Annotated in this window: 23 protein-coding genes; 6 read left to right on the top strand and 17 right to left on the bottom strand. The window is 73.0% G+C overall.

Annotated features, from left to right (window positions below; genetic code table 11):
* Nucleotides 1–65 precede the first annotated feature (65 nt).
* Nucleotides 66–605 carry a bacterial proteasome activator family protein gene (locus RFN52_RS20475; RefSeq protein ID WP_031137512.1) on the bottom strand — a complete coding sequence of 180 codons (540 nt, stop codon included), beginning with the start codon at nt 603–605 and terminating at the stop codon, nt 66–68.
* Nucleotides 606–925: 320 nt separating this feature from the next.
* Between RFN52_RS20475 and RFN52_RS20470 the strand changes: the two genes are divergently transcribed.
* Nucleotides 926–1,525 (top strand): hypothetical protein, encoded by a 600-nt coding sequence (locus RFN52_RS20470; protein WP_184848026.1) that lies wholly within the window; start codon nt 926–928, stop codon nt 1,523–1,525.
* A gap of 32 nt (nt 1,526–1,557) precedes the next feature.
* On the opposite strand, the gene RFN52_RS20465 is transcribed toward RFN52_RS20470, so the two are convergent.
* Nucleotides 1,558–2,547, bottom strand: a complete 990-nt coding sequence (locus tag RFN52_RS20465) for an NAD(P)H-quinone oxidoreductase (RefSeq protein ID WP_184848025.1) — start codon at nt 2,545–2,547, stop codon at nt 1,558–1,560.
* 169 nt (nt 2,548–2,716) lie between these two features.
* Between RFN52_RS20465 and RFN52_RS20460 the strand changes: the two genes are divergently transcribed.
* Both RFN52_RS20460 and RFN52_RS20455 read left to right on the top strand, forming a co-directional pair.
* Nucleotides 2,717–3,748 carry an ATP-binding cassette domain-containing protein gene (locus tag RFN52_RS20460; protein WP_184848024.1) on the top strand — a complete coding sequence of 344 codons (1,032 nt, stop codon included), beginning with the start codon at nt 2,717–2,719 and terminating at the stop codon, nt 3,746–3,748.
* Entirely contained in the window at nt 3,745–4,593 is an 849-nt protein-coding gene (locus RFN52_RS20455; protein WP_184848023.1) for an ABC transporter permease, read from the top strand. The genes RFN52_RS20460 and RFN52_RS20455 overlap by 4 nt, the downstream gene beginning before the upstream one ends.
* A gap of 75 nt (nt 4,594–4,668) precedes the next feature.
* On the opposite strand, the gene RFN52_RS20450 is transcribed toward RFN52_RS20455, so the two are convergent.
* From RFN52_RS20450 to pdhA, 6 genes are all read right to left on the bottom strand, one after another.
* On the bottom strand, nt 4,669–5,778 hold the full coding sequence (locus tag RFN52_RS20450; protein WP_184848022.1) for a potassium channel family protein: 1,110 nt from the start codon (nt 5,776–5,778) through the stop codon (nt 4,669–4,671).
* Nucleotides 5,775–7,163: a molybdopterin molybdotransferase MoeA gene (locus RFN52_RS20445; protein WP_184848021.1), complete on the bottom strand. Its 1,389-nt coding sequence runs from the start codon at nt 7,161–7,163 to the stop codon at nt 5,775–5,777. The genes RFN52_RS20450 and RFN52_RS20445 overlap by 4 nt, the downstream gene beginning before the upstream one ends.
* Nucleotides 7,160–8,143 (bottom strand): NTP transferase domain-containing protein, encoded by a 984-nt coding sequence (locus RFN52_RS20440; RefSeq protein WP_184848020.1) that lies wholly within the window; start codon nt 8,141–8,143, stop codon nt 7,160–7,162. The genes RFN52_RS20445 and RFN52_RS20440 overlap by 4 nt, the downstream gene beginning before the upstream one ends.
* Before the next feature lie 86 nt (nt 8,144–8,229).
* The gene (locus tag RFN52_RS20435) at nt 8,230–9,678 is read right to left on the bottom strand and encodes a dihydrolipoamide acetyltransferase family protein (RefSeq protein WP_184848019.1); all 1,449 of its coding nucleotides are present in this window, start codon (nt 9,676–9,678) and stop codon (nt 8,230–8,232) included.
* On the bottom strand, nt 9,678–10,682 hold the full coding sequence (locus tag RFN52_RS20430) for an alpha-ketoacid dehydrogenase subunit beta (RefSeq protein ID WP_184848018.1): 1,005 nt from the start codon (nt 10,680–10,682) through the stop codon (nt 9,678–9,680). Before RFN52_RS20430 ends, RFN52_RS20435 begins: the two co-directional genes overlap by 1 nt.
* On the bottom strand, nt 10,679–11,830 hold the full coding sequence (gene pdhA, locus RFN52_RS20425; protein WP_184848017.1) for a pyruvate dehydrogenase (acetyl-transferring) E1 component subunit alpha: 1,152 nt from the start codon (nt 11,828–11,830) through the stop codon (nt 10,679–10,681). The genes RFN52_RS20430 and pdhA overlap by 4 nt, the downstream gene beginning before the upstream one ends.
* A gap of 190 nt (nt 11,831–12,020) precedes the next feature.
* Between pdhA and RFN52_RS20420 the strand changes: the two genes are divergently transcribed.
* A complete protein-coding gene (locus RFN52_RS20420; RefSeq protein ID WP_184853972.1) occupies nt 12,021–12,506 on the top strand; it encodes an Lrp/AsnC family transcriptional regulator in 486 nt (161 codons plus the stop codon).
* Nucleotides 12,507–12,541: 35 nt separating this feature from the next.
* Here RFN52_RS20420 and RFN52_RS20415 read toward each other — a convergent pair whose 3' ends face one another.
* Both RFN52_RS20415 and RFN52_RS20410 read right to left on the bottom strand, forming a co-directional pair.
* A complete protein-coding gene (locus RFN52_RS20415) occupies nt 12,542–13,132 on the bottom strand; it encodes a TetR/AcrR family transcriptional regulator (RefSeq protein WP_184848016.1) in 591 nt (196 codons plus the stop codon).
* On the bottom strand, nt 13,129–14,652 hold the full coding sequence (locus RFN52_RS20410; protein WP_184848015.1) for a 3-hydroxyacyl-CoA dehydrogenase: 1,524 nt from the start codon (nt 14,650–14,652) through the stop codon (nt 13,129–13,131). Before RFN52_RS20410 ends, RFN52_RS20415 begins: the two co-directional genes overlap by 4 nt.
* A 160-nt stretch (nt 14,653–14,812) precedes the next feature.
* Here RFN52_RS20410 and paaN point away from each other — a divergent pair, with 160 nt between their 5' ends.
* Nucleotides 14,813–16,504 (top strand): phenylacetic acid degradation protein PaaN, encoded by a 1,692-nt coding sequence (gene paaN, locus RFN52_RS20405; RefSeq protein WP_184848014.1) that lies wholly within the window; start codon nt 14,813–14,815, stop codon nt 16,502–16,504.
* 45 nt (nt 16,505–16,549) lie between these two features.
* On the opposite strand, the gene RFN52_RS20400 is transcribed toward paaN, so the two are convergent.
* Genes RFN52_RS20400 through RFN52_RS20390 form a run of 3 tightly spaced genes read right to left on the bottom strand, consistent with a single transcriptional unit; the run spans nt 16,550 to nt 19,391 of the window.
* Nucleotides 16,550–17,317 carry a TrmH family RNA methyltransferase gene (locus tag RFN52_RS20400; RefSeq protein ID WP_184848013.1) on the bottom strand — a complete coding sequence of 256 codons (768 nt, stop codon included), beginning with the start codon at nt 17,315–17,317 and terminating at the stop codon, nt 16,550–16,552.
* Nucleotides 17,314–18,525, bottom strand: a complete 1,212-nt coding sequence (locus RFN52_RS20395; RefSeq protein WP_184848012.1) for an HTTM domain-containing protein — start codon at nt 18,523–18,525, stop codon at nt 17,314–17,316. Before RFN52_RS20395 ends, RFN52_RS20400 begins: the two co-directional genes overlap by 4 nt.
* Nucleotides 18,522–19,391, bottom strand: coding sequence for a DUF5819 family protein (locus RFN52_RS20390; protein ID WP_184853971.1), 870 nt, complete (start codon nt 19,389–19,391; stop codon nt 18,522–18,524). Before RFN52_RS20390 ends, RFN52_RS20395 begins: the two co-directional genes overlap by 4 nt.
* Nucleotides 19,392–19,802: 411 nt before the next feature.
* On the opposite strand from RFN52_RS20390, the gene RFN52_RS20385 reads away from it, so the two are divergent.
* Entirely contained in the window at nt 19,803–20,936 is a 1,134-nt protein-coding gene (locus tag RFN52_RS20385; protein WP_184848011.1) for an acyl-CoA dehydrogenase family protein, read from the top strand.
* A gap of 134 nt (nt 20,937–21,070) precedes the next feature.
* On the opposite strand, the gene RFN52_RS20380 is transcribed toward RFN52_RS20385, so the two are convergent.
* From RFN52_RS20380 to RFN52_RS20365, 4 genes are all read right to left on the bottom strand, one after another.
* A complete protein-coding gene (locus tag RFN52_RS20380; RefSeq protein ID WP_184853970.1) occupies nt 21,071–21,400 on the bottom strand; it encodes a rhodanese-like domain-containing protein in 330 nt (109 codons plus the stop codon).
* A gap of 65 nt (nt 21,401–21,465) precedes the next feature.
* A complete protein-coding gene (locus tag RFN52_RS20375; protein WP_184848010.1) occupies nt 21,466–22,317 on the bottom strand; it encodes a hypothetical protein in 852 nt (283 codons plus the stop codon).
* Between the two features lie 248 nt (nt 22,318–22,565).
* The gene (locus RFN52_RS20370) at nt 22,566–24,005 is read right to left on the bottom strand and encodes a DUF2252 domain-containing protein (protein WP_184848009.1); all 1,440 of its coding nucleotides are present in this window, start codon (nt 24,003–24,005) and stop codon (nt 22,566–22,568) included.
* A gap of 135 nt (nt 24,006–24,140) precedes the next feature.
* Complete coding sequence (locus RFN52_RS20365; RefSeq protein WP_311241006.1) at nt 24,141–24,911, bottom strand: ScbR family autoregulator-binding transcription factor; 771 nt, start codon at nt 24,909–24,911, stop codon at nt 24,141–24,143.

The following is a 24,911-nucleotide window of genomic DNA, read 5'->3' as shown; positions in this document are numbered from 1 at the left end:
CCGACACGGAAGGGGCCCGGCAGCTTCGGCTGCCGGGCCCTGTGGTCTGTACGGCCTGCCGCCGCCTACAGGTAGGGGCCGCCGGTCCGGCCGCCCGGGTGCTGCTCGTCGAGGCCGTCCCCGACACCCGGCGGAAGCGCGCGGCGCATCTGCTCCAGCTGGGCGCGGGCCGCCATCTGCTGGGCGAACAGCGTCGTCTGGATCCCGTGGAAGAGCCCCTCCAGCCAGCCGACCAGCTGGGCCTGCGCGATGCGCAGCTCCGAGTCGCTGGGGGTCGCCTCGTCCGTGAAGGGCAGGGAGAGCCGCTCCAGCTCCTCGACCAGCTCGGGCGCCAGACCGTCCTCCAGCTCCTTCACCGAGCTGGCGTGGATGTCCTTCAGCCGGACGCGGCTGGCCTCGTCCAGGGGAGCCGCCCGCACTTCCTCCAGCAGCTGCTTGATCATGCTGCCGATCCGCATGACCTTCGCGGGCTGCTCCACCTGTTCCGTGACCGGGGTCTCGCGGGAGTCCTCGTCTGCGCTGCCGCCACCGAGCGCCATGCCGTCCTGGCCCACGACCAGGATCTGCGGGTTCTCCGGCGACCTTTCGTTCCTCGGCATCTCCATGTCGCCATTCTGTCGCACGCCTGCACCTCACCTCCGTGGTGCCCCCGCGGGAGGCTGATCCACCGTGCTTGAGGTGACGAACAGGCCGGGCTCCAGGTTGCTCCTGCGAGGGCGCCTCCTCCTCGCGGGTGAAACGGGGCGGGCGGGCCTCGGCGCCCGTTCCCCGACGGGGCGACGCAGAGGGCGACGCAGGGCTGTGATTCCGCCCGTCGGCCGAACCCGGAGTGCCGGGCGTCCTGGGCGGTGTGAGGCTGATTGCCTCGATATGACCGAACTTGCCGTTTCTGCCCTACCGGGCACGGCGGGAGGGGGTCACCCACGTGACTCCATGGCTACGCGCGCTGCGGGCGGCGGGACTGGTGCTCGCCGTGGGGGCGGGCGCGGTCGTCTCACCGTACGGATCCGTCCCGTCCTACGGATCCGTCCCGCCCCACGGGGCTGCCCCGTTCTACGAGGCTGCCCTCACGTCCGGGGAGGCCGCGGAAGCGGCGACGAGGGAGACGGCCAGGGAGGCAGGGCCCGGAACCCGGGCCGCGCCGTCGCCGGTGGCCGCCCCGTCCGCCCGGGCGGCTTCGTCGGCCCCGTCCGCCCTGGCGGCGCCGTCCGTCCTGGCGGCTCCTTCCGCCTCCGGCGAGCCCTCGCGGGCCGGGAGCCGGGCGGGAGAGGGCCGGGAGCGGCCGGGACGGCCGGAGGACGCCGGGGACGGGCCGGGCGTCGCGGACACCCCGGCCGTCCCCGAGGAGCCGCGGCAGACCGCCCCGGCACCCTCCGAGCCGGCGGAGCAGCCCGTGCGCGAGGCCGCGACCGCCGAACGCCCCGTGGGCCCGGTCCTGCGGATCCTGCCCCTGGGCAGCGGCCTGGTCCTCATCGGACTGGGGCTGGGCCTGGCGTTCGTCGCGCTGCGGCTGCGGAGGGTCTGAGGGCGCCTGACGGACCTCCGCGGCGGCCGGTGTCAGGTGCCCTGCGGGGTGATCAGCAGGACCTTGCCGACGTGGCTGCTCTCCTCCACCACCCGGTGCGCGGCGGCGGCGTCCCGCATCGGGAGCTCACGGTCGACGACCGGACGCAGGTGCCCGTCCGCGAACAGCGGCCAGACGTGTTCGCGTACGGCCGCGACGATGGCCGTCTTCTCCTCCTTGGGCCGGGCCCGCAGGGACGTCGCGCTGATCGCGGCGCGCTTGGCCAGCAGGGCACCGATGTTCAGCTCGCCCTTGACGCCGCCCTGCATGCCGATGATCGCGAGGCGGCCGTTGACGGCCAGGGCCTTGACGTTGCGCTCCAGGTACTTGGCGCCCATGTTGTCGAGGATGACATCGGCCCCGGCACCGTCCGTCGCCGTCCTGACCTCCTCGACGAAGTCCTGCTCGCGGTAGTTGACCAGGATGTCGGCGCCCAGCTCGGCGCACGCCTGGAGCTTCTCCTTCGTACCGGCCGTCACGGCCACCCGCGCACCGACGGCCTTGGCCAGCTGGATGGCCATGGTGCCGATGCCGCTGGAGCCGCCGTGCACGAGGAGCGTCTCGCCGGGCCGCAGGTGGGCGACCATGAAGACGTTCGACCAGACGGTGCAGGCCACCTCGGGCAGCGCCGCCGCCTGCGTCAGACCGACCCCCTCGGGCACGGGCAGCAGCTGCCCGGCCGGGACGGCCACCTTCTCGGCGTAGCCGCCGCCGGAGAGCAGCGCGCACACCTCGTCGCCGACGTTCCACCCGGAGACGCCGGGGCCGATCCCGGCGATCCGTCCGGAACATTCCAGGCCGGGGTAGGGGGACGCGCCGGGCGGCGGTTCGTAGAAGCCCTGCCGCTGCAGGATGTCGGCCCGGTTGACGGCGCCGGCCGCCACCTCGACCAGGACCTCGCCCTCGCCGGGCACGGGATCGGGGACCTCGTCCCATACCAGCGCCTCGGGCCCACCAGGTTCGGGAATCGTGATCGCATGCATGCAGGGGACCGTACCCGTCGGTCCCCGGACCGAGTCCGCTCCGTCCCCGGGTCCGCTGCGGCTACGCCTTTGGTCCGGTCCCGGCGAAACCCGGGTGCGGGACCGATGAGTTTGCGCGACGGTAAAGGTCTTTCCATGCGTAGCCCAAGCACGCGGAAGGACCCGAAGCATGAGCACGCAGACGTCCGGCCTGGCGATCGAGACCGCGGGCCTGGTGAAAACGTTCGGCGATACGAGGGCCGTCGACGGAGTCGACCTGGCCGTGCCCGCGGGCACGGTCTACGGCGTCCTCGGCCCGAACGGCGCCGGCAAGACCACCACCGTGAAGATGCTCGCCACACTCCTGCGGCCGGACGGCGGCGAGGCGCACGTCTTCGGCCACGACGTCGTCCGCGAGGCGGACGAGGTACGCGGCCGGGTGAGCCTCACCGGCCAGTACGCGTCGGTGGACGAAGACCTCACCGGCACCGAGAACCTGGTCCTGCTCGGCCGGCTTCTCGGGCACCACAAGAAGTCCGCCCGCGAACGCGCCGGCCGGCTCCTGGAGGCCTTCGGGCTCTCGGAGGCGGCCGCCAAGCAGGTCAAGCACTACTCGGGCGGCATGCGGCGCCGCATCGACATCGCCGCCTCCATCCTCAACACCCCCGACCTGCTCTTCCTCGACGAGCCGACGACCGGCCTGGACCCGCGCAGCCGCAACCAGGTCTGGGACATCGTGCGGGCCGTGGTCGCCCAGGGCACCACGGTGCTGCTGACCACGCAGTATCTGGACGAGGCCGACCAGCTGGCGTCCCGGATCGCCGTCATCGACCGCGGCAGGGTGATCGCCGAGGGCACCAAGGGCGAGCTGAAGTCGTCCGTCGGCGCCGGATCCGTCCATCTGCGCCTGCGAGATCCCGGGCAGCGTGATCTCGCGGCCGGCCTGCTGCGCCGGGCCCTCGACGCGCAGGTGCAGCCGGAGCCCGACCCGGTGGCCCTCACCGCCCGCCTCGCCACGGCGGCCGGCGACGACTCCGCCGCCGAGCAGGCCTCCCGCGCCCTGGGCGAGCTGGCCCGCGCCGGGATCACCGTCGACAACTTCTCGCTGGGCCAGCCCAGCCTCGACGAGGTGTTCCTCGCTCTCACCGGGCACGACACGCACGACTCCGCCGACCGCTCCACCGACCGCTCCGACGACCCGAAGGACGAGGTGGCGGCATGAGCACCGCGACGACCACCGAGAGCACAGAGCTCGCCCCGGTCAGCGCCGAGTCCCTCGCCGCGCTGCTCGTCTCCCAGGAACGGCCTCCGCGTCCCAGCGCGTGGTCGGCCTCGATGACGTTCGGCTGGCGGGCCATCCTCAAGATCAAGCACGTGCCGGAGCAGCTCTTCGACGTCACGGCGTTCCCGATCATGATGGTGCTGATGTACACGTACCTGTTCGGCGGGGCGCTGGCCGGCTCGCCGGAGGAGTACATCCAGTTCCTGCTGCCGGGCATCCTCGTGATGTCGGTCGTGATGATCACGATGTACACGGGCGTCTCCGTGAACACCGACATCGAGAAGGGCGTCTTCGACCGGTTCCGCAGCCTGCCGATCTGGCGGCCGTCGACGATGGTCGGCTATCTGCTCGGTGACGCCCTGCGGTACACGATCGCGTCGATCGTGATGCTCACCGTCGGCATGATCCTCGGCTACCGGCCGGACGGCGGGGTCGCCGGTGTGCTCGCCGGGATCGCCCTGCTGGTGGCCTTCTCGTTCGCCTTCTCCTGGATCTGGACGATGTTCGGGCTGATGCTGCGCACCGAGAAGTCGGTGATGGGCGTCAGCATGATGGTGATCTTCCCGCTCACCTTCCTGTCCAACGTGTTCGTGGACCCGAAGACGATGCCGGGCTGGCTGCAGGCGTTCGTGAACAACAGCCCCATCACCCATCTGGCGTCGGCGGTGCGCGGTCTGATGGGCGGCGACTGGCCGGCCGACGAGGTCGCCTGGTCGCTGGGCTGGGCCGGGCTGTTCGTGCTGGTCTTCGGGCCGATCACGATGCGGCTCTACAACCGGAAGTAGCCCTGGATCGCCGCGCTGGCGGCCGGCCGTCGCGCACCGTAGGGGTGCGGGGCGGCCGGCCGTTCGCTGCGCTCGTCAGGTGTTGCGGGGCATCGGGGGCATCGGCCGGATGTCGGGCGCGACCTGGGTGGCCGGGGTCTTCCGCACGATCGTGATGAGCCGGTCGGTCAGCTCCAGTCTCCCGACGGCCGGATCGTCGTAGCCGAGGACGCGGTGACCGCGTATGACGCTCACGACCAGGTCGGCGACCTCCCGCGGGGTCTTGCCCACCTCGGCCTTGACGACCGGGCGTTCGACGAGGTCCAGCCCGGTGCCCTGCTGGATGAGGTCCTCCATCACCATGCCGGCGGAGGGGCTGAGCACGGACAGACCGAGCAGCCGGCCGGCGGCGCTGGCGCTGGTGATCACCGCGTCGGCTCCGGACTGCTTGAGCAGCGGTGCGTTCTCCTCCTCGCGCACCGCCGCCACGATCTTCGCGCCGCGGTTGAGCTGCCGGGCGGTCAACGTCACCAGGACGGCCGTGTCGTCGCGCTGGGTCGCGATGATGATCTGGCGTGCCTTGTGCACCTCGGCGCGCTTGAGCACCTCGCTGCGCGTGGCGTCCCCGACGATGCCCGCGTAGCCCTCGGCGGCCGCGGCGTCGACCACCTTGGAACTGGGGTCGACCACGACGACCTGCTCCTTCTTCAGGCCCGTCGCACAGACGGTCCGGATCGCCGACCTGCCCTTCGTGCCGAAACCGATGACGACGGTGTGATCGCGCAACGTGGACCTCCAGCGGGTCAGCCGCCACTCCTCCCGGGTGCGTTCGGTGAGGGCTTCCAGGGTGGTGCCGACCAGGATGATCAGGAACAGCACGCGCAGGGGCGTGATGATGAGGATGTTGGTGAGCCGGGCAGTGTCGCTGGCCGGTGCGATGTCACCGTAACCGGTGGTGGAGAGTGTGACGGTCGCGTAGTAGAAGGCGTCGAGAAGGTCGACGCCACCGCCCGCGTTGTCGTTGTAGCCGTCGCGGTCGGCGTAGACGATCAGCGCGGTCACGACGAGCACCAGCAGTGCGATGGAGAGCCGCTTGGCGACCTGGCGGAACGGGTGCTCCACCACCTTCCTCGGGAGGGTCACCCGATGGGTCACCAAATGCTCGTCCGCCTGGCGGGCGATCGCGTCCTGGCCCGGAAGTTTCACGTGAAACACACCCCGATTCCTCCGGACGCCCAGGGCAGGTCGAGCAGTTCCGCCTCCTGCCCCGAACGTGCGCCGCCGGGTGGTACGACGGCCAGCGCGTCGGCCGCCGCGATGCCGCGCAGCATGGCGGGGCCGTTGTAGTGCAGCGGCACGGCCTCGTCGCCGCGCAGGACGACGGGGACGAGCCGGGTGTCGTGCGGGTGCCCGTGCACGGCGTCCCGGACCGGGAGCGTGTACGGCTCCGGGGCCGGGCGGGCCGCGAGGATCCGCAGCAGCGGCTCGGCGAGCGTCAGCAGGCCGGAGACGGCGGCGAGCGGATTGCCCGGCAGGCCGACGAGGTGCTGGGTCTCCGTGGTGCGGGCCAGCAGCATGGGGTGGCCGGGGCGCACTGCGACGCCGTCGACGAGGAGTTCGGCACCGATCTTGCGCAGGGTGGGGTGGACGTGGTCGACGGGGCCCGCCGCGGTGCCGCCGGTGGTGAGGATGACATCGGCGTCGCAGGTGGTGATGGCCTCGTGCAGGGCGCCTGCGTCGTCGCGGATGCGGCGGACGGCGGTGACCTCGGCGCCGAGCGCCCGCAGCCACGGCGGCAGCATGGGGCCGAGCGCGTCCCGGATCAGACCGTCGTGCGGCAGGCCCTGGGTGAGCAACTCGTCACCGAGGACGAGGACTTCGACGCGGGCCCGGGGGACGGCGGTGACGGTGTCGTATCCGGCCGCCGCCGCCAGCCCGAGGACGGCCGGGGTGACGAGGGTGCCGACGGCGAGGAGCTGGTCGCCGGTGCGGCACTCCTGGCCGCGCGGGCGGATGTCCTGGCCGGGGACGACGTCCCTGGTCGGGGACAGGCGGCCCTTGTCGTCGGTGCGGCCGTGTTCGCTGCGCAGGACGGCGGTGGTGTCCGGGGGGATGCGCGCGCCGGTGGCGATCCGCACGGCCTCGCCGTCGGTGAGGGACGCGGGTGCGGCGTGCCCGGCGAGGACACCGTCGTTGCGTACGTGCCAGGGAGCGGGGCCGCAGACCGCCCAGCCGTCCATCGCCGAGGTGTCGAAGGAGGGGAGGTCGGTGAGGGCGTCGAGCGGGGCGGCGAGGGTCAGGCCGAGGGCGGTGTCGAGGGGGACGGAGACGGGGGCCCGGCGGGCGGCCCGGGTGACGTGGCGGCCGGCGCGTTCAGCGACGACCCGGGCCTCGGGCCAGCCGGTGGCGCGGTGGCGGGTGCCGGGCCGGGCGGAGGCGTCCGGCCGGTGCGTGGCCCGGGCGCTGTCCGTCCCCCCGTGTGCTGACGGGTCGGGCAGGTGGCTGCCGTTGCTGTTCCTCACGAGGGCGAGCACCTCCTCGACGTCGAGGTCCTCGGCGTCCTCACCGGCACGGGCGCCGTGCCGGGTCATCCGGCGTCCGGGCGGGTGTCGGGGGTGGCGTCGGGGGCGACATCGCCCTGCGCGGGCTGCTGCCCGTCGCCGGAGGGCCGGTCCTCGGCGGTGCTCTCCCGCGCCCAGCGGGCGGCGAGGGCCTCGGCCTTGCGGGCGGCCTCGGCGACGGCCTCGGGGCCGCCTCCGGCCTGTGCGGCCGCGTAGCCGACGAGGAAGGTGGTCAGCGGCGCCGCGGGCCGGTCCACACCGTGGGCGGCGACGCGGGCGAGGTCGAGCAGGCCCCGGGTGTCGACAGCGAGGTCGATGCCCAGTTCGTCCTTGACGGCGGAAATCCATTCATCCAACACGTGCCCATGCTCCCTGATACGTGCCCTGGCGGTGGCGATGTCGTCCCAGGTGTCGCAGTCGAAGGACGCGACGGGGTCGGAGATGCGGGTGAGATCCAGCTCGGCGGTGAGACGCCGCAGGGGCAGACCGGCGAGGGCGCCGTGCCGGCCGGCGAGGAGCGCGAGTTCCTCACGCAGCCGCGGCGCGCGGTAGGCGGCCACGAGTGGCTGGTCACGGCCGCCCGGGTCGGTCAGCAGCACGCCGTCGCCGCCGCTCGTCCGCAGCGTGCTCAGCATGCGGTCCACGGTCGGCTCGTGGAGGAACGGCAGGTCGGCGGAGAGCACCACGACGTGTTCGGCGGTGGTGAGACGGAGCCCGGCGTCCAGTGCGGCGAGCGGTCCGCCGCCGGGCGGGTCCTCGCGGGCCCAGGTCACGGGCCGCGCGGTCGGGCGGGGCGCGGCGACCACGACGGTGGTGCGAGCGGTGGCGCAAGCCGCGAGCACCCGGTCGAGCAGGGGCCGCCCGCCCACCCGCACGCCCGGTTTGTCCGTGCCGCCCAGGCGCCGGGCGGCACCGCCGGCGAGCACGACGGCGTCGTACCGGGCGGGGCCCGCCCCGTGCGCGGGGCCGGTCGCGGCGCCTGGCTCGCCGGGGTGCTGGTACGCGGTCACACCCCGAGTATGCGTGCCCCCGCGATCACACGGAACGCGGGGGAAGCGACGCGATCACGAACACCAGCTCGGAGGAGGAACAGGAATCACAGCGTCCGCAGCAGCACCGCCGGCTGCTCCACGCAATCCGCTACGTAGCGCAGGAAACCGCCCGCCACGCCGCCGTCGCACACCCGGTGGTCGAAGGTGAGCGAGAGCTGGACGACCTGCCGCACCGCCAGCTCGCCCTCGTGCACCCACGGCTTGGGGACGATGCGGCCGACGCCGAGCATGGCGGCCTCGGGGTGGTTGATGATCGGGGTGGAGCCGTCGACGCCGAAGACGCCGTAGTTGTTCAGCGTGAACGTGCCGCCGGTGAGTTCGCCCGGGGTGAGCGTCCCCGTCCGGCCCGCCTCGGTCAGCCGGGCGAACTCGGCGGTCAGCGACTCGGCGTCGCGTGCGTGCGCGTCCCGTACGACCGGGACGACCAGGCCCCGGTCGGTCTGCGCCGCGAAGCCCAGGTGCACATGGCCGAACCGGACGATCTCCCTGGCCTCGGCGTCCACCGTGGAGTTGAGCTCGGGGAAACGGGCGAGGGCGGCGGTGCAGATCCGGGCCAGCAGGGCGAGGAGGGAGATCTTCGGCCCGCCGGCCGCGTTCATGGCCGTGCGCGCCCGCATCAGCTCCGTGGCGTCGGCGTCCACCCAGCAGGTGGCGTCCGGGATCTCGCGGCGACTGCGCGCCAGCTTGTCGGCGACGGCGCCCCGGATGCCCTTGAGCGGGGTGCGGATCTCGGCGGGGGCCGCTGCCGCCGGGGATCCCGGCACGGGGGCCGGGCTCGGTGCCTGCGGCACGGGTGGGTGCGGTTCGGCCGCCGGCGCCGCCGTGGCACCCCGGCCTGCGGCGCGCAGGGCGTACTCGACGTCCGCCCGCAGGATCAGCCCGTCCGGGCCGGAGCCGGTCAGCTCCCGCAGGTCCAGGCCGTTCTGCCGGGCCAGCCGGCGCACCAGGGGCGAGATCACGGGAACGGGTCCGTCCTCCGTGGCCAGGCCGCCCGCCTGCCCGTTCACCGTCGCCGCGGCCCCCGCGGCCTGCGCGTCCACCGGGGCAGCGGTGGCTTCGGCCCGTCCGTTCACCGCCCCGGCACCGGCCTGCCCGGCTGTCGCGGACGCGCCCGACAGGGGCCGCTCCTGCCGGACCCGGCGGCGCCGCGCGGGCGCCTCGGAGGTGCCGTACCCGACCAGGACGTTGCCCGAGCCCCCGGTGCCGGTGTCGCCGGTGCCGGCGGCGGGCTTCTCCCCCACCGCCACCGTGATCAGCGGTGCCCCGACGGGCAGTTCCGTGCCCTCCTCGCCGAAGCGGGCCGTGACCACGCCGCCGTAGGGGCACGGCACCTCGACCATCGCCTTGGCCGTCTCGACCTCGACGACCGGCTGGTCGATGGTGACGAGGTCTCCGACCTCGACAAGCCACCGTACGATTTCCGCCTCGGTGAGCCCCTCCCCGAGGTCGGGCAGCTTGAACTCCAGGCTGTGCATGCCAGAAGCGTGTGCCATCAGCTCTCGGCCTCCCACTGCAGGCGCCCCACGGCGTCCAGGATCCGGTCCACACCGGGCAGGTGGTGGCGCTCCAGCATCGGCGGCGGGTACGGGATGTCGAACCCGGCCACGCGCAGCACCGGCGCCTCCAGGTGGTGGAAGCAGCGCTCCGTGACCCGGGCCGCGATCTCCCCGCCCGGGCCCCCGAAGGAACCCGACTCGTGGACGACGACCGCACGGCCCGTCCGCCGTACCGAGGCGCACACCGTCTCGTCGTCGAACGGCACCAGGGAGCGCAGGTCGACGACTTCGAGGTCCCAGCCCTCGGCCCGGGCCGCCTCGGCCGCCTCCATGCAGACGGGTACGGACGGCCCGTACGTGATGAGCGTGACGCTCCGGCCCGGGCGCCGCACCACCGCGCGGCCTATCGGCTCAACGGGCGTCGGCTCCTCGGGGTTCCAGGAATCCTTCGACCAGTACAGCCGCTTCGGCTCCAGGACGACGACCGGGTCGTCGGAGGCGATGGCGGCACGCAGCAGCCCGTAGGCGTCGGCGACCGTGGCGGGCGTGACGACATGGAGCCCCGGAGTCGCCATGTAGTACGCCTCGGAGGAGTCGCTGTGGTGCTCGACGCCGCCGATGCCGCCGCCGTAGGGGACGCGGATGGTGATCGGCAGGGGCATCTTGCCGCGGGTGCGGTTGCGCGTGCGGGCCACGTGCGAGATGAGCTGCTCGAACGCCGGGTAGGCGAACGCGTCGAACTGCATCTCCACGACCGGCCGCAGGCCGTACATGGCCATGCCGACGGCCGTGCCGAGGATGCCCGCCTCGGCGAGCGGGGTGTCCGTGCAGCGGTCCTCGCCGAACTCCTTGGCGAGTCCGTCGGTGACGCGGAAGACGCCGCCGAGGGTGCCGACGTCCTCGCCCATGACGTGCACGGCGGGGTCGGCGGCCATGGCGTCGCGCAGCGCCCGTGTGAAGGCCTGCGCCATGGTGGCCGGCTTGACGGCGACGGTGGTCATCGGTGCGTGCCGCCTTCCGGCTCGGTGTCGGCCTCGGCCTCCAGCTCGGCCCGCAGCTGGTCCTGCTGCTCGCGCAGTTGCCGGGTGGGCTCGGCGTAGACGTGGGTGAAGAGGTCCATCGGATCCAGGGCCGGGTCCTGGTTCATGTGCTCACGCAGGGCGGCCGCCATGGTCTCGGCGTCCTGGCGGGCGGCCTCGATGCCGGCCTCGTCGAGCAGGCCGCGCCCGGTCAGCTCGCGCTCCAGCAGCCGGATCGGGTCGTGTTCGCGCCAGGTCTCGACCTCGGCGTCGCCGCGGTAGCGGGTCGCGTCGTCGGCGTTGGTGTGGGCGTCGACGCGGTAGGTGATCGCCTCGACGAGGGTGGGGCCGCCGCCCGCGCGGGCGTGGCGTACGGCGTCGGAGAGCACCTCGTGCACGGCGGCGGCGTCGTTGCCGTCGACCAGGCGGCCGGGCATGCCGTAGCCGACGGCCTTGTGGGCCAGCGACGGGGCCGCGGTCTGCTTGGCGAGCGGGACGGAGATCGCGAAGCCGTTGTTCTGCACGAAGAAGACGACCGGCGCCTGCCAGACGGCGGCGAAGTTCAGCGCCTCGTGGAAGTCGCCCTCGCTGGTGCCACCGTCGCCGACCATGGCCAGCGCGACCACGTCGTCGCCCTTGAGGCGGGCGGCGTGCGCCAGGCCCACGGCGTGCGGCAGCTGGGTGGCGAGCGGGGTGCACAGGGGCGCGACCCGGTGCTCGTAGGGGTCGTAGCCGGTGTGCCAGTCGCCGCGCAGCAGCGTGAGCGCCTCCACCGGGTCCACGCCGCGGGCGACCACGGCGAGGGTGTCGCGGTAGCTGGGGAAGAGCCAGTCCTGCTCCTTCAGCACCATCGCGGCGGCGACCTCGCAGGCCTCCTGGCCGGTGGTGGAGGGGTAGACAGCGAGACGGCCCTGCTTGGTGAGGGCGGTGGCCTGCGCGTTGTAGCGGCGGCCCTTCACCAGCTGCGCGTACAGCGTCCTCAGCAGCTCGGGGTCGGCCTTCGCGGCCGCCTCGGTGCCGAGGACGCGGTACGGCTCGGCGTCGGGCAGCAGCGGCGCGGGATCCGTCCGGGGCTGCCAGGCGGGCGGCGGGGTCGGCTTGTATGCGCCCCGCTGCTCCATGACCGTCATGACGGCACCTCCTCGTGGGAGCGGCTCGAAGAGGCGCGTCGGCTGTGACCCGCCTCACCTACCGATTGTTCGGTCGACGGCACAATTTGGCTATGGGTGGCCCCAGGCTGTGGACAAACGGTTCTCCACAACCTGAGATGGACGCAGTACGTCCATGGTAGGGAGGTCGGCGCAGGTGGCATCTGAACAAATGGCCGAGCGGCAGGACGACAGCGGCCCGCTGCCGCCGCCGCGCCCTCTGGACGCCATAGATCAGGACATCCTGCGCATGCTCCAGGCGGACGGCCGCGCCTCGATACGGTCGGTCGCCGACCGGGTCCACGTCTCGCGGGCCAACGCCTACGCCCGCATCAACCGGCTCGTCGAGGACGGCGTGATCCGCGGTTTCGGCGCCCGGGTCGACCACCAGCGGGCAGGTCAGGGCACCTCCGCCTACATCACGCTGAAGATCGTCCAGAACTCCTGGCGCACGGTGCGCGAGGAGCTCAGACAGCTGCCCGGCGCCTCCCACATCGCCCTGATGGGCGGCGACTTCGACGTACTGCTGCTGGTCCACGTCTCCGACAACCGGTCCCTGCGCGAGCTGGTGCTGACCCGGCTCCAAGCGATCCCGCAGGTGCTCAGCACGCGCACGCTGCTGGTGTTCGAGGAGGAGGACCTGGAGCCGCAGGGGTGAGGCCCGCTGCCCGGGGGTGAGGCCCGCTGCCCGCGTCAGGCGGCCTTGCGCAGGCCGGAGAAGGCCACCTGCACCACCGCGTCGGCCACCTCGCGCTCGTTCATGCCGCGGCCGTCCGGCCGGTACCACTCGACGATCGAGTTGATCATGCCGAAGACCAGCCGGGTCACCAGCCGGACCTCTATGTCGGCGCGCACGTCCCCGTCCGCGGCGGCGGCCTTGAGCAGGTCGGCGACGCGGTGGTCGAAGTCGCGGCGCCGCTCCAGGGCCCACCGCTCGGTGTCGGTGTTGCCCCGCACGCGCAGCAGCAGGGTCACATAGGGCAGTTCGGCGATGAGCACCTCGACCATGCGCCGGACGACGTGCTCCAGGCGGTCGGCGGCACGCCCCACGCGCGCGTGCTCCTCGTCGAGGATCCCGAAGAGCTCGTCCAGGGCCCGGCTCACGGCCCGGCGCAGCAGCTCCTCCTTGCCGGCCACATGGTGGTAGATCGACGACTTGGAGATGCCGGCCGCCTTGGAGAGGTGCTCCATGGAGGTGCCGTCGTACCCACGCTCGTTGAACACCTGGACGGCGACGGACAGCAGCGTGTCCGGGGTGTAGGTGTCGCGCTTGGCGGTGGTCATGAGGCTGAGCCTTCCCGCGGGTCGGGGGCGTGGGCGTGGCGGTACAGCGCCAGGGACGGCGCGTAGCGGCCCGAGGGATCGCGCCGGTGCAGGTCGTCCAGGAGCACGTAGGCCCAGGTGCGGCCGAGGCGGCGGCTCCACTCGAAGGGACCCAGGGGGTAGTTGACACCGAGGCGCATCGCGGTGTCGATGTCCTCCTCGGTGGCCACGCCCTTGGCGACCGCGTCGTGCGCCAGGTCGATGATCCGCGCGACCGTGCGGGCGACGATCATGCCGGGCATGTCGCCGATGAAGCTGACCTGCTTGCCGAGCGCCTGGAAGAGACCGATGGCCTCGGCGAGGGTCTGCGGGGAGGTGTCCTGGGAGGCGGACAGGGCGATCCGGGTGGCCCGGCGGTAGTCCAGGGCGAGGTCGAAGTAGACGAAGTCCGGGAATTCCACGGCGGTCTGCCCGTCGGCGAGGAGGAGCCGGCCGCCGCTCGGGAGCACCAGACACGCCCCCTGTTCCTCGTCGTCGCCCTCGTCGCGGACCGGGATGCCCGCCTCACGGATCAGCGCGAGCAGCTCGACGGCCGGGCCCAGGTCTCCCTCGACGACGACGTAGGCGGGCGGCTGCCGCCGCTCGGCGGTGTCCGGCTCGGGACGCTCGGCGCCGTCGCGGTGGTCGTACCAGCCGTGGCCGGTCTTGCGGCCGAGCCGGCCGGACTCGACCAGGCGGCGCTGAGCGAGGGACGGCGTGAAGCGCACGTCGTGGAAGAAGGACTGCCAGACCGACTGCGTGACGGACTCGTTGACGTCCTGGCCGATCAGGTCGGTCAGCTCGAACGCGCCCATCCGGAAGCCGCCCGACTCGCGCAGCACGGCGTCGATGGTGGCCGGGTCGGCGCACTGCGCCTCGTAGACCGCGAAGGCCTCGGCGTAGAAGGGCCGGGCGATGCGGTTGACGATGAAGCCCGGGGTGTCCGCGCAGGCGACCGGCGTCTTGCCCCAGGCCCGGGCGGTCTCGTACGCGCGCGTGGCGTGGGTGACGTCGGTGGTGAACCCGGAGACGACCTCGACCAGCGGCAGCAGCGGCGCGGGGTTGAAGAAGTGCAGGCCGACGAAGCGGCCGGGGGCGCGCAGGGCGCCGCCGATGGCGGTGACGGACAGCGACGAGGTGTTGGTGGCGAGCAGGCAGTCGTCGGAGACGATGCCCTCCAGGTCGCGGAACAGCTCCTGTTTGACGTCCAGCCGCTCCAGGACCGCCTCGACGACCAGGGCGCAGTCGGCGAGCTCGGCGAGGCTCTCGGCGGGCAGCAGCCGGGCGCGGGCGGCGTCCCGGTCGGGGCCGGTGAGCCGGTCCTTCTCGACGAGCCGGTCCAGCCGGGCGCCGATCGCCTCGGCCGCCTTCCGGGCCCGCCCGGGGACGGTGTCGTACAGCCGTACGGGATGGCCCGCGACCAGCGCGACCTGGGCGATTCCCTGGCCCATGGTGCCGGTGCCGACGACGGCCACGGGGCTGCTGAGGTCGAGTGCTGTCATGTGCGCGATCCTCCCGCACGGGGTTTTCCACAGATGCGGCGGACCCCCTTGAACCGACCGATCGTTCGGTTACTCTAGCTCTGTCCGAGTGTTCCTGCCCAGGTTTCTGCCCAGGTCATGAACTCGACGAGGAGTTCTTGAGACGAGGAGTTGGTCACCCATGACCGCCGCACTCTCGGCGCACGAGCTGATCGCCCGGCACCGGTCCACCCTCGACCAGGCGCTGGAAGCGATCCGCACGCGCGCGTACTGGTCCCCGCACCCCGAGCACCCGAAGGCCTACGGGGAGAACGGCAGCCTGGACGCGGCGGCGGGCAAGGCCGCCTTCGACGCCCTGCTCGGCTCCCGTCTCGACCTCGGCCAGCCGGGCACGGACGACTGGGTGGGCGGCGAGACGTCCCCCTACGGCGTCGACCTCGGCGTGACGTACCCGCACGCGGACCTCGACGTGCTGCTGCCCGCCATGAAGGCCGGCCAGCGCGCCTGGCGCGACGCGGGCGCGGAGCAGCGCGCGGTGGTCTGCCTGGAGATCCTCAAGCGCATCAGCGACCGGACGCACGAGTTCGCGCACGCGGTCATGCACACCTCCGGCCAGGCGTTCATGATGGCGTTCCAGGCGGGCGGCCCGCACGCCCAGGACCGCGGCATGGAAGCCGTGGCCTACGCCTACGTCGAGCAGGTGCGCACGCCCGACAACGCCGAGTGGACCAAGCCCCAGGGCAAGCGCGACCCGCTGGCCATGAACAAGCAGTTCACGCCGGTCCCGCGCGGCATCGCCCTGATGATCGGCTGCAACACCTTCCCCACGTGGAACGGCTACCCGGGCCTGTTCGCCTCCCTCGCCACCGGCAACGCCGTCCTGGTCAAGCCCCACCCGCGCGCGGTGCTGCCGCTCGCCCTCACCGTGCAGGTCGCGCGCGAGGTGCTCACCGAGGCCGGCTTCGACCCGAACCTCGTCGCCCTGGCCGCCGAACGCCCCGGCGAGGGCATCGCCAAGACGCTCGCGCTGCGCCCCGAGATCCGGATCATCGACTACACGGGCTCGACCGAGTTCGGCGACTGGCTGGAGGCCAACGCCCGCCAGGCGCAGGTCTACACGGAGAAGGCCGGCGTCAACACGGTCGTCGTCCACTCCACGTCCGACTACAAGGGCATGCTCTCCAACCTGGCGTTCTCGCTGTCCCTGTACAGCGGCCAGATGTGCACGACCCCGCAGAACCTGCTGGTCCCCCGCGAGGGCATCACCACGGACCAGGGCCCCAAGTCCTACGACGAGGTGGTCGCGGACCTCGCCAAGTCGGTGGACGGCCTGCTGGGCGACGACGCCCGGGCGAACGCGCTGCTCGGCGCGATCGTCAACCCGGACGTGAAGGCCCGGCTGGAGGCCGCGTCGGGACTGGGCGAGGTCGCCCTGGCCTCCCGCGAGATCACCAACCCCGACTTCCCGGGGGCCGTCGTCCGCACGCCGGTCATCGTCAAGCTGGACGGCGCCAAGCCGGACGACGAGGCCGCCTACATGAGCGAGTGCTTCGGGCCGGTGTCCTTCGCCGTGGCGGTCGACTCGGCGACGGACGCGGTGGAGCTGCTGCGGCGGACGGTCCGGGAGAAGGGCGCGATGACCGTCGGGGCGTACACGACCGACGCGGAGGTCGAGCGGGACGTGCAGGAAGCCTGCCTGGAGGAGGCGGCGCAGCTGTCGCTGAACCTCACGGGCGGGGTGTACGTCAACCAGACGGCCGCGTTCTCCGACTTCCACGGGTCGGGCGGCAACCCGGCGGCGAGTGCCGCGCTGTGTGACGGGGCGTTCGTCGCCAACCGGTTCCGCGTGGTCGAGGTGCGCAGGGACGCCTGAGCGCTCGGGGGTGCGGTCGCTTGCGCGGGTGCCGGTGCGTCGTGGTTACTCGCGCGGTTCCCCGCGCCCCTGAAGGGGCGCCCCGCAGCTCCAGTGGTACAGCGTCATCGCCACGCTCGTCGCCAGGTTGTAGCTGCTGACCTGGGGGCGCATCGGCAGGGACAGCAGGTGACCGGCCCGGGCGCGCAGCTCGGCCGACAGACCCGTGCGCTCGGAGCCGAACGCGAGGACGGCGTCGTCCGGGAGCTTGACGCCCCGGATGTCGTCGCCCTCCGGGTCCAGGGCGAACAGCGGGCCCGGCGGCAGCTCCTCGGCGGTCAGCCGCTCCACCGTCGTCGCGAAGTGCAGCCCCGCCCCGCCCCGCACGACCGTCGGGTGCCAGGGGTCCATCGTCCCGGTCGTCACCACACCGGTCGCCCCGAAACCGGCGGCCAGGCGGATCACCGCCCCCGCGTTGCCGAGGTTGCGCGGGTGGTCGAGGACCACGACCGGGGTCGTGCGGGGCGTGTGGGCCAGCTTCGCGAGGCTGGACTCACGGGAGGGCCGTACCGCCAGCGCGGCCACCGCCGTCGGGTGCGGGCGCGGCACGAACGACGTGTACGTCGCGTACGGCACCTCCGTCAGCAGCCCGGCCAGCGCGTCCCGGACGTCCGGGGCCAGCTCCTCGGCGAGGGCCAGTGCGGCGGCCCGGTCCGCGGTGACCGCCACCGGCACCTCGGCTCCGAAACGCAGCGCGTGCTTGAGGGCGTGGAACCCGTCGAGCAGGACGGTGTCGCCGGCGAGCCGGTGCCAGCGGGTCACGGGGTCGGTCATGCCCCGGAGCCTACGTGCTCGGCCCCGGGGTTCTCCCGGGCCCGCTGCCCGGGCAGGGACACCCGCCCGCCCCGGCGCGTGAGCCGGTCACGCGCGCGTGCCGCCCGGCCGCCCAGGCGGCGCAGGAAGCCCGTCGGCAGGAACACCGCGTCCGCCGCGATCATCGCCAGCGAGAAGAACGGCAGACCCAGGACCACGGCGATCACCGCGTGCTCGGTCATCATCACCGCCAGCAGCACGTTCTTCACCCGCCGGTTGAACAGGGTGAACGGGAAGGCGACCTGCACCAGGACCGTCCCGTAGGTCACCAGCATCACCATCGTGCCGCTGGCCGACAGCAGATCGGCGAGCGCCGGCCAGGGCGAGAAGTACTCCAGGTGGAGCGGGTAGTAGACCGCAGTGCCGTCCTGCCAGCGGGAGCCCTGGACCTTGTACCAGCCGGCCGTCGCGTAGATCAGGCACGCCTCGGCCATGATCACGAGCAGGGCGCCGTTGTGCACGACGTTGCCGATCACGTCCAGCAGGATCCGCGGCTCACCGGTCCCGGCCCGGCGTCCGACCAGCCACCACAGGGCCTGCGCCACCCACACCGTCCACAGCAGCGCCGGTATCAGCCAGTCGCCCTGCAACCGGCCGACCAGGGTGACCGCGACCAGCACGGCCCCGAGCACGCCCCACAGGGCCGGCCCGGTCCGGTCCGTGACCCGCTCACCCCGCGCGCGTGCCGCCCGCTCCCGCACAGCCCGCCGGGCGTCCAGCGACCACACCTGGGCGCACCGCGTGAAGACCAGGTAGATCGACATCAGGTGCAGCACGTTGTCGCCGCCGTCACCCATGAAGACGCTGCGGTTCTGCAGCGACAGCACGCCGACCATGAACAGCACCGACATGGTGCGGGTGCGCCAGCCCAGCATCAGCAGGCCACTGGAGAGGACCGCGAGCGCGTAGACGATCTCGAACCAGACCCGGCCGTCCGACCACATCAGCGCGGTGAAGGAGCCGTTGGACGCGATCAGCTGCTGCGCGAGATCCCAGCTCCAGGGGCCGTCGGGACCGTACAGCTCGTGGCGGTGGGGTAGCTCGCGGAGCAGGAACAGCAGCCACGTGGCACTGAAGCCGATGCGGATGACGGCCGTCTGGTACGGGCCCAGGGCGGCCTCGGTGACGCGGGCGATACCGCCCGAGACGGCCAGCGAGAAGCGGTTCACCGCACCCCTCCCGCGGCCTCGTCCTGCGGGACCTTCCACCACGGCAGCTCCCGGTAGGACGGCGTCGTGGAGACCTTCTCCCGGCTCCACCGGGGCGGCGGCACATTGCTGGTCCGGGAGCGGACCTGCACCCGCTCGATGACACCGGCACCCCCGGTCGCGGCCCGTACGGCGTCATCACGGTCGAGGCGCAGCACCATGATCCGGCGCAGATACGACTCCGAGAGCGAGCCGCGCAGGCCCACCGGGCGGTTCTCGCCGTCGTGCGTCGCGACGTAGAAGTCCCAGGCGCGGCGCAGTTCGTTCTGCTGGGTGTGGCTCGGCAGCAGGTTCTTGTCGATGGCCCGGCCGTCCTCGGCGGACAGGTCGTACCAGCCGGTGGTCGACGGGCTGCCGTCCGGCCCCCGGATCCCGGCGCGGACCTGGATCGAGATGTTCTGCTGGAGCGGGTTCGGCGCGAACAGCTTCCAGTTCTGCTCGAACTCCGGGTAGATCCAGTCGTCCACGGCCTTGCCGTGCGCCTTGGTGACCGTATTCGCCGGCGCGACGTGCAGGAACGTCATCCCCAGATGCACACACACCCCGACGGCGACGACCGCCAGCGCCAGGGCCACCGCGATCCGGTAGCGGAGGGAGAGCGCGGCGACACCGGTTCGGGGTTCGCCGAGCGGGTGGGCCCCGAGGGGCCCGGACGGCCCGACCGGACGGGCGGACTCGGCCGGCGCGCCCCGCTCCTCGTGCGGCGCGCCCCGCTCCTCGTGCGGCGCGCCCCGCTCCTCGGGCGGGACCGGCCGGTCCGGCGCGTCCGGGCCGTGCCGGGCGTCCGAGCCGTGCCGGACGTCCGAGCCCTTGTCGTACGCGTCCATTCCGCCCCGTTCCACGATCCCGGTCTCGTTCCGTCCGCCCGGCCGGCCGCGAGGGCGTCGTTCCGTCCGCCCGGCCGGCCGCGAGGGCGTCGTGCCGCCCGCGCGGCACTGCGCGGCGTCGGCACGGGCACGGTACTCAGGACGCCCACCCGGGCACAGCCCCTGGCCGCCGGTCCGGCCGTGGCCGTCGCCACACCGCGGACGCCGACCGTACGGCGAGCGCGACCGGTCGAACCCGCGGTCCCCCTGGTCCACAGGGGACCCCCGCAGGTTATCCACAGGCCGCCCCGGCCGGCCGTCCATGAGAGTGACACCCTACGGCGCCCGCCCGTACACCCATTCCCTTCTTCTAGAACCTGTTCTATCTTGACGCCCCGTCAGCTCACCGGGATCGCCGGAAGGACAGGCACCGTGGACTTCACCTTCACCGAGGAGCAGCAGGCGGCGGCCGAGGCGGCGAGGGGCGTGTTCGCCGGGGTCGCACCCGACGCCGTGCCCAGCCCGGCCCTCACCCCCGGCGCCGTCGCCGATACCTACGACCGGGCCCTGTGGGCCACACTCGCCGACGCGGACCTGCTGAGCCTGCTGCTCGACACCCGGTACGGCGGGGCCGGCCTGGACGCCATCGCCTTGTGCCTGGTCCTGCGGGAGTCGGCGCGGGTCCTGGCCAGGGTGCCCCTGCTGGAGAGCAGCGCGGCAGCGGCGGCCGTCCAGGCCTACGGCGGCGAAGAGGCGAAGGCGGACCTGCTCGCCCGGGCCGGCCGGGGCGAGATGGTGCTGACCGTCGCCGCGCACGGCCGCACCGGCCACGACCCGGCCGAGCAGGCCGTGACCGCCCGGCAGGACGGCGGCACCTGGGTGCTGGACGGTGTCCAGACGGCGGTGCCGTGGGCCCACGACGCGGACGTCACGCTCGTCCCCGCGCACACCGGGACCGGCCGGACCGTGCTGGCCCTGGTGCCGCGCGGCCACGAGGGAACCGTCCTCGCCGAGCAGTTCTCCACCAGCGGCGAGCGGCTCGGCGAGCTGCGGCTGGAATCGGCCCGGCTCGCCGCCCGGGACGTGATCGACGCCGACGGGGCGTGGGAGTGGCTGCGGGATCTGCTGGCCACCGGGACGTGCGCGCTGGCCCTCGGCCTTGGGGAGCGCGTGCTGCGGATGACCGGGGACTACACGGGCAAGCGGGAGCAGTTCGGGTTCCCCATCGCGACCTTCCAGGCCGTCGCCGTGCAGGCCGCCGACCGCTACATCGACCTGCGCGCCATGGAGGCCACACTGTGGCAGGCCGCGTGGCGGATCTCCTCCGGGGCCCCGGGCCCGCTGCCCGCCGCCGGGGACGTGGCCGTCGCGAAGATCTGGGCTGCGGAGGGCGTACGCCGGGTCGTGCAGACCGCGCAGCACCTGCACGGCGGCTTCGGCGCCGACGTCGACTACCCCCTGCACCGCTACCACGCCTGGGCCAAGTACCTGGAACTGTCACTCGGCCCGGCCTCGGCACACGAAGAGAGCCTGGGCGACCTCCTGGCGACCCACCCACTGGCCTGAGGCGAACGGGCGGGTCCCAGCGACTCAGGCGACTCAGGCGACTCAGGCGACTCAGGCGACCTAATCGGTCAGGCGGCAGGCGGTCAGTCGGCCAGCGATCGCGTCGGTCAGATGGTCGAGTCGGTCGAGTCCGTCTAGAGGACGAACCCCTGCTGACCGTCGTCCGTCACGACGGGACGGCCCACCGCCTCCCACACCTGCATGCCGCCATCGACGTTCACAGCGTCGATGCCCTGCTGGGCCAGATACATCGTGACCTGGGCGGACCGGCCTCCGGAGCGGCAGATCACATGGACCCGGCCGTCCTGCGGGGCGGCCTCGGTCAGCTCGCCGTAGCGGGCGACGAATTCGCTGATGGGGATGTGCAGCGCCCCTTCGGCGTGACCGGCCTTCCACTCGTCGTCCTCCCGGACGTCCAGCAGGAAGTCGCCGTCCTTGAGGTCCGCGACCGCGACCGTGGGCACACCAGCTCCAAAACTCATGCGTCCGACGCTACCGGAACCGGCCCGTGCCCCGGCCGGGGCACGGCTCAGACCTGGCCCTCGCCCTGGTCCTGCCCCTGGCCTTCTCCCTCGCCGAGCAGCGCGGCCAGCTCCGTCTCGCGCTCGGTGACCTGGGCGAGCAGCCCCTGCCCGATCTCGTCCAGGAGCCGGTCCGGGTCGTCCGGGGCCAGCTGGAGCATGTGGCCGATGGCGCTGTCCTCCAGTTCCCTGGCGAGCAGGCCGAGCAGCTCCTTGCGCTGGGCGAGCCATTCGAGCCGGGCGTAGAGCTCCTCGGCGCGGCTCGGGCCCCGCTTCAGCTCGGGTCCCTTGGCCCACTCCTCGGCGAGTTCACGCAGCTCGGCCTCGTCGCCCCTGGCGTAGGCGGCGTTGACCCGCGTGATGAACTCCTCGCGCCGCGCGCGTTCCTTCTCCTCCTGCGCCAGGTCCGGGTGGGCCTTGCGGGCGAGGTCGCGGTAGAGCTTGCGGGCCTCCTCGCTGGGGCGGACCCGCTGCGGGGGCCGGACCGGCTGGTCCGTGAGCATCGCGGAGGCCTCCGGGAACAGGCCGCTGCCGTCCATCCAGCCGTGCAGCAGATCCTCGACGCCGGGGATCGGGGCGAGCCGGGCCCTGGCCTCCTCCGCCCGCTGCCGGTCCGCGGGGTCGCCGCTGCGGGCGGCTCTGGCCTCCAGGATCCGGGCGTCCAGCTCCTCGAGCCGGGCGTAGATCGGGCCGAGCTTCTGTTCGTGCAGCCGGGAGAAGTTCTCGACCTCGACGCGGAAGGTCTCCACCGCGATCTCGTACTCGATCAACGCCTGCTCGGCGGCCCGCACGGCCCGCTCCAGCCGCGCCTCGGGCCGGGCGGCGTCGCCACCATCCTGCTCAGCTTCCGGGGTCGTCACCCGACCAGCCTAGGTGACGGCCCGGCCCCGCCCACGCCCCGGAGGGCAGCCCCGGCCGGACGAACCCGACGTACGGCGCCACATCCGACGCGCCCCAGCCACAGCCATCAGCCACAACCGGCGATCCACCGCCACCGCCTCAGCCCTCAGACCACAGCGCGCCTCACAGAACCGGCAACCCGCAACCCGCAGCCGCACGCACCTGCACCCCACACCTCGCACCACCCCGCACCCGAGACCCCCAGGCTCTACACCCCCACCTCCGCGGAGACCTTCCCCGCCCGCACCCCGGCCACCAGCTCCGCGTGATCTGCCTCGGTCCGGTCCGCGTAGGCCACGGCGAAGTCCGCCATCGCCTCGTCCAGCTCCTCGTTCTTCCCGCAGTACCCGGCGATGAGCCGCGGATCGGCGCTGTGCGCGTGCGCGCGGGCCAGGAGCGCACCGGTCATGCGGCCGTAGTCGTCCATCTGGTCGGCGGCCAGCGCGGCCGGGTCGACGCTGCCCTTGCGGTTGCGGAACTGGCGGACCTGGAAGGGGAGACCGTCGACCGTCGTCCAGCCCAGCAGGTTGTCGCTCACGACCTGCATCCGCTTCTGGCCCATCACGACCCGCCGCCCCTCGTGACCGGCCTCCGGCGCCTCGAAACCGGCCGTCACCAGATGCGGCACCAGTGCAGACGCCCGCGCTTCCTTCACCTGGAGCACCAGCGGCTCACCGCGGTGGTCGAGGAGCAGCACGACGTAGGACCGGGTGCCGACGCTGCCCGTGCCGACGACCCGGAAGGCCACGTCGTGCACCGCGTACCGGGCGAGGAGCGGCAGGCGGTCCTCCTGCAGGGTGCCGACGTACTCCTCCAGGGACGCCGCCACCGCCGCGGCCTCGGCGTCCGGGATCCGTCGCAGCACCGGCGGGGCGTCCACGAATCGGCGCCCGCCGTCTTCGGTGGTCTCGGTCGATTTGGCCGCGAAGCGGCCGCTGGTGTTGTGGCGGGCCTTCTCGGAGACCCGCTCCAGCGTGCCGAGCAGATCATGGGCGTCGGTGTGGGAGACGAGCTCCTCGTCAGCGATGGCGTTCCACGCGTCCAGCACCGGGAGCCGGGCCAGGAGCCGCATGGTTCTGCGGTAGGCGCCCGCCGCGTCGTACGCCGCCTTGCGGCACTGGTCCTCGTCGGCGCCCGCCACCCGGCCCGCGAGCACCAGGGAGGCCACGAGACGCTTGAGATCCCACTCCCAGGGACCGGGCACCGTTTCGTCGAAGTCGTTCAGGTCGATGACCAGGCCGCCGCGTGCGTCGCCGTACAGGCCGAAATTGGCCGCGTGGGCGTCGCCGCAGATCTGGGCCCGGATCCCGGTCATGGGCGTGCGCGCCAGGTCGTACGCCATGAGGCCCGCCGCGCCGCGCAGGAACGCGAACGGGGTGGCGGTCATGCGGCCGACCCGGAGCGGGGCCAGCTCGGGCAGCCGCCCGCGGCCTGACTCCTCCACGGCGCTCACCGCGTCGGGCCGGGACGCGTCCAGGTCGAGCGTGGCGTGCGCGCTGCGCGGGATCCGCTTGCGCAGGGCCTTGCCCTCGTCCTTGGGTGAGCCCTCGGCCGGCCATTCGGCGAAGCCACGCACCTTGGGCAGCCGGCGCGGCGCCCCGTCCCTCGCCGCGGCCCCGCTCTCGTCCTGAGCTCCAGCCCTGGTCATCCCAACCGCCTCCCCCGCACGCGCACGAACATCAACTCGTGCCGACCGTACAACCGGCGGCCGAAACGCGTCAGACCCTGTGGACAACTCCACCGCAGTGGACAACTCATGCCGGGCACGCGCGGCGGTGGCGCGCTAAGCCCCCGAAGGCACTGAAGGCACGGAAGGCCCAGAGGGCCCTGAGGGCACGGAAGGCACGGAAGGCACGGAGGGCACGGAAGTCCCTGAAGGCGCCGAAGACACCGAGGCCTCCACGGCCACGGCCGCTTCCCCCTCCCTCCACACCTGCGCCAGCAGCCGCTCGGCCCGGTCCACCGAGATGTCGAGCCGGGCCAGCACCGCGGGCACGGTGATGCTGGGCAGGAAGTGCTCGAACAGCACGACGACACGGCGCTCCAGATCCTGCCGCTGGCAGCGCAGGTGGGACAGCAGCTGCACCCCGGAGAAGCTGCCGACGAGCAGCTCCGCCGTCTCCGCCACGTCGACGTGCTGCAGCAGTTCGCCGCGCTCCTTCGCCTCGGTCAGCAACTGCGTGTTCTGGTCGATCCACATCCGGAAGGCCGGGGTGCGGTCGAGGTCCATGGCCCCCTGGTCGAGGGCGAGCCCCACACTGGCCCGCACCAGCGGTTCGGACCGCAGCCGGCGGGCCATCACCAGGCCGGAGTCGACGAGTTCCTGCAGCTTGCTGGACTGCGGCGGGAGCGCGATCGCGAGCTGCTCCTCGAACACCCCCACCGCCAGCTCCTCCTTGGAGCCGAAGTGGAAGTACAGCGCCCCCTTGGTGACGCCTGCCCGGTCCAGGATCTCGCCGATGGTCGCCGAGGTGTAGCCGCGTTCGTCGAAGACGGCCGCTGCCGCCTCCAGGATGGTCCGCCGGGTGCGGATCGCGCGCTCCTGTCGCGCCAT

The organism is Streptomyces collinus (assembly GCF_031348265.1).
Taxonomy (GTDB): Bacteria; Actinomycetota; Actinomycetes; order Streptomycetales; family Streptomycetaceae; genus Streptomyces; species Streptomyces collinus.
Note: the sequence above shows the minus strand (reverse complement) of the source record. Positions and strands in the feature narration are given on the sequence as shown.

Bases quoted from the DNA above. Each gene is read 5' to 3' on its own strand.
- RFN52_RS20475 (WP_031137512.1), bottom strand. From the start codon at position 605: ATGGAGATGCCGAGGAACGAAAGGTCGCCGGAGAACCCGCAGATCCTG.
- RFN52_RS20465 (WP_184848025.1), bottom strand. From the start codon at position 2,547: ATGCATGCGATCACGATTCCCGAACCTGGTGGGCCCGAGGCGCTGGTA.
- RFN52_RS20460 (WP_184848024.1), top strand. From the start codon at position 2,717: ATGAGCACGCAGACGTCCGGCCTGGCGATCGAGACCGCGGGCCTGGTG.
- RFN52_RS20455 (WP_184848023.1), top strand. From the start codon at position 3,745: ATGAGCACCGCGACGACCACCGAGAGCACAGAGCTCGCCCCGGTCAGC.
- RFN52_RS20445 (WP_184848021.1), bottom strand. From the start codon at position 7,163: ATGACCCGGCACGGCGCCCGTGCCGGTGAGGACGCCGAGGACCTCGAC.
- RFN52_RS20435 (WP_184848019.1), bottom strand. From the start codon at position 9,678: ATGGCACACGCTTCTGGCATGCACAGCCTGGAGTTCAAGCTGCCCGAC.
- RFN52_RS20430 (WP_184848018.1), bottom strand. From the start codon at position 10,682: ATGACCACCGTCGCCGTCAAGCCGGCCACCATGGCGCAGGCCTTCACA.
- pdhA (WP_184848017.1), bottom strand. From the start codon at position 11,830: ATGACGGTCATGGAGCAGCGGGGCGCATACAAGCCGACCCCGCCGCCC.
- RFN52_RS20420 (WP_184853972.1), top strand. From the start codon at position 12,021: ATGGCCGAGCGGCAGGACGACAGCGGCCCGCTGCCGCCGCCGCGCCCT.
- RFN52_RS20415 (WP_184848016.1), bottom strand. From the start codon at position 13,132: ATGACCACCGCCAAGCGCGACACCTACACCCCGGACACGCTGCTGTCC.
- RFN52_RS20410 (WP_184848015.1), bottom strand. From the start codon at position 14,652: ATGACAGCACTCGACCTCAGCAGCCCCGTGGCCGTCGTCGGCACCGGC.
- paaN (WP_184848014.1), top strand. From the start codon at position 14,813: ATGACCGCCGCACTCTCGGCGCACGAGCTGATCGCCCGGCACCGGTCC.
- RFN52_RS20400 (WP_184848013.1), bottom strand. From the start codon at position 17,317: ATGACCGACCCCGTGACCCGCTGGCACCGGCTCGCCGGCGACACCGTC.
- RFN52_RS20390 (WP_184853971.1), bottom strand. From the start codon at position 19,391: ATGGACGCGTACGACAAGGGCTCGGACGTCCGGCACGGCTCGGACGCC.
- RFN52_RS20370 (WP_184848009.1), bottom strand. From the start codon at position 24,005: ATGACCAGGGCTGGAGCTCAGGACGAGAGCGGGGCCGCGGCGAGGGAC.
- RFN52_RS20365 (WP_311241006.1), bottom strand. From the start codon at position 24,911: ATGGCGCGACAGGAGCGCGCGATCCGCACCCGGCGGACCATCCTGGAG.